The sequence below is a fragment of the Nocardia sp. NPDC058497 genome, assembly GCF_042720195.1.
In the GTDB taxonomy this organism is placed as follows: domain Bacteria; phylum Actinomycetota; class Actinomycetes; order Mycobacteriales; family Mycobacteriaceae; genus Nocardia.
This window is the reverse complement of sequence record NZ_JBHXMY010000676.1, coordinates 1-2,944: the sequence shown is the minus strand read 5'-3', so window position 1 is coordinate 2,944 and position 2,944 is coordinate 1. Positions and strand designations below refer to the sequence as shown.

Here is a 2,944-nt window from a genome sequence, read left to right as displayed (position 1 = left end):
GGCGCACCCTCCCCGGCGCGCCCGCTCCGGGCCGGTATAGCGGCGTGTGTCGTGCTTGTTCCGGTACATCGCCGAATCGGCCGCGTGCACCAATTCGTCGACCGTGCCGGGTAGTTCGTCGAAGTAGGCGGCGCCGATGCTCACGCCCACCGCGAGCATGTGCCCGTCCACCTCGAGCGGTGCCTCCAGCGCCGACATCAGATCATCGGCCAGCTCCACCAATTGCGCCTCCCCCGAACAGTTCTCCACCAGCACCAGGAACTCGTCACCGCCGATCCGGGCGGCCATCGCGTCCAGCGGGCGGACACCGTCGCGCATCCGATCGGCGACGACCCGCAGCACCCGGTCACCGACCGTGTGCCCCCATAGGTCGTTGATCTCCTTGAAGCCGTCCAGGTCCAGGTAGCAGACCCCGATCGGTGGTTCGGCGTCGGCGAGGCGGCCGAACAGGTGCGGGCGGTTGGGCAGGCCGGTGAGCGCGTCGTGGTTCGCGTCGTGCCACAGCCGGTCGGCGAGTTGTTTGCGTTCGGTGACGTCGACCGCGACGCCGATCAGGAACCGGATATTGCCGTCGGCGTCGCGCACCGCCGACATCGACAGGTCGATGGCGGTGACCTCGCCGTCGTCGTGCACATGCTCGGTCTCGGTGCGAAAGCTCTCGGATTCGCCGGTGACCATGCGCTGCAGTTCGACGAACGCGTGGTTGAGGTTCTGCGGGCCGAGGATGTCGGCGACGGTCCGGCCCGGCATCGTCTCCGGGGTGCGGCCGAGCATCTCGGCCATGGTGGCATTACAGTTCACCACCTTGCCGGACATGTCGACGGTGCCGATGCCGACCAGTGCACCGTCGAACACCGCCTCGAAGCGGGCTTCCGACAGCGCCCGGCGGCTCTCGGCTTCCTGTGCGGACGCGAGCACCGCGGCCAAGGTCGATTCCTGCTCGGCCAGGGCCGCCGCCCGCAGTGCCCCGGTGAAACCGGCGGCGAAGTCGGCGGCCAGGCCGATCACGCGGTCTCTGACCTCGGGCAGCGCCGGATCGTCGGGCCCGTCGGCGGCGATAGTGGCCAGGTCCTCGCAGATCACCCGCACCGATCGGCTGACCGCCGCCGGATCACGATAGTTGGCCGCGACCAGCATCCGGGCGGCACGACGGGCGACATCGGGATCCTCGCCACCGCACGCCGCGTCGATCAGCCCGGTGCACAGGGCGGCGAGCATCTCCTCGATCTGGGAGCGGTTGAGCGTGGGAGCGACGACGCCGTCGAGGGCATCGGCCCACCGCTGCGCCAGCTCCCACGACCCCACTACTCGTCCACCCTGTCATCTCATAGCACCACCGAACCGGCAGCTCATTCTTTGCACGCAACCCCGGCCAGGCCGAGCGATCGGCCCGGCTTCTCGTGCTGGTCCCGCTCCGACTCCGGCCGCCACGCCGGCAGGGCGACGACGCCGGGCGACACCATGCCCCAACCCTGAAACATCGCCACGATCGCGTCCTCGGACCGGAATCGGATACCGACCCTGGTCTCGTTGGCGGAGTGCTCTCCCAGCTTACCGGCATCCTCCGGCCGCATCGCGGAGGTGAGATGTGAAATGGCTATGAAACTACCCGGCGCGACCACCTCGCGCAGCGCGGCGACCTTGCCCGCCGGATCATCCTCGTCCTGCACCAGATGCAGCACCGCGATCAGCAGCAGACCGACCGGTTCGTCGAAGTCGATGAGCCCGGTCTCGCGCACCGCGGCGATCAGCTCGTCGGACTTGCGCAGATCGGCCTCGATCGCGCCCGCCCGTTCCCGGCCCTGCAAGATGGTCCGGGAGTGGACGACCGCGACCGGGTCGATGTCGACATAGAGCACCCGTGCCTCAGGATCGATCTCGTGCACGATCTCGTGCACATTGCCAGCGGTGGGGATGCCGGAGCCGATGTCGAGGAACTGCCGGATCCCGGCGTCGAGCATGAAGCGCACCGCCCGGCGCAGAAAGGCACGGTTGCTCAGCGCCAGCCGCGGCAGATCGGGGACGAGCTTGGTCCCCATCTCCGCCGCCATCCGGTCGACGGCGAAATTGTGCGAGCCGCCGAGCAAGGCGTCATACATCCGAGCCGGGCTCGGATGCTGCATATCGACGCCCTCTGGTGCCCACGCAGGCCTGTCCATCGCATACCCCTGTCCAAGTCGTGGCACCACCGCACCCCGCGACGACGCCAGACGCATCGTAGTGCGCCACACCGACTTCGGCGCGCCCGAACGCCAACTTCCCGACGCTAACTTCCCGTGCCGAACGGCTGCGCCCACAGCGGAGCCACGTCCGGCGTCATCGTCGCGACCACCGGAATACCGGCGGCCAGGAAGTTGTCCAGTGCCCGGCGCATGTGATCGGCGGAGGTGATGAGCACGGCCTTGTGCACGCCGAGCGCCTCCATCAACTTCGCGGAGAACTCCGCGTTCTGCACGGTCGAACCCGCCTGGGTCTCGGTGTAGATCCGCTGCCTGGCCACCCCGCGGATATTGAGCCAGTCCGCCATCACCTGCGCCTCGGTGACACCGTTGCGCGGATTCCCGCCGGTGACGATCACCGGGGAGGCGGGTGACATGAACGCCTGGACCAACGCGGCGTGCAGCCGGTTGCTCAGCTCAGCGCGCATGGTGCCGTCCGGCAGCAGCCCGTAGCCGAGCACCACGATCGCGGTCTCGGGGCCGTAGGTGTCGGGCAGCTCGATACCGCCAACACCCGCAACGGAATTCGTCGCGCGCGCGATGCCCTCGGCGATGCCGGCGAGCGGGTCGGGTGAGGGTGCGGCGAACGCGGGCGCCGCGGTGGCTATCGCGCCGATCAGGGCGGCGGGCAGCACGAGGGCGGCCGCGCCGCGCCGCAGAGACTTGTGAGTGAACAACCAATCCATGGTGACCTCCCGAAGCAACGACGCACTATGTTCGCTGAC

General features: G+C 68.8%; 3 protein-coding genes. All 3 read right to left on the bottom strand.

What is annotated here, in order from left to right; genetic code table 11:
- Positions 1-1,305 (bottom strand): diguanylate cyclase domain-containing protein (locus ACFWPJ_RS29325; protein ID WP_378856217.1); only part of this gene is annotated, 1,305 nt, incomplete at its 3' end.
- 44 nt (positions 1,306-1,349) lie between these two features.
- Positions 1,350-2,159 carry an SAM-dependent methyltransferase gene (locus ACFWPJ_RS29320; RefSeq protein WP_378856215.1) on the bottom strand — a complete coding sequence of 270 codons (810 nt, stop codon included), beginning with the start codon at positions 2,157-2,159 and terminating at the stop codon, positions 1,350-1,352.
- 107 nt (positions 2,160-2,266) lie between these two features.
- Positions 2,267-2,944, bottom strand: a 678-nt coding sequence (locus tag ACFWPJ_RS29315; protein WP_378856213.1) for a YdcF family protein, incomplete at its 5' end; no start/stop codon positions are given.

Excerpts from the sequence above, each read along its gene's own strand:
- ACFWPJ_RS29320 (WP_378856215.1), bottom strand. The coding sequence starts at position 2,159 with ATGGACAGGCCTGCGTGGGCACCAGAGGGCGTCGATATGCAGCATCCG.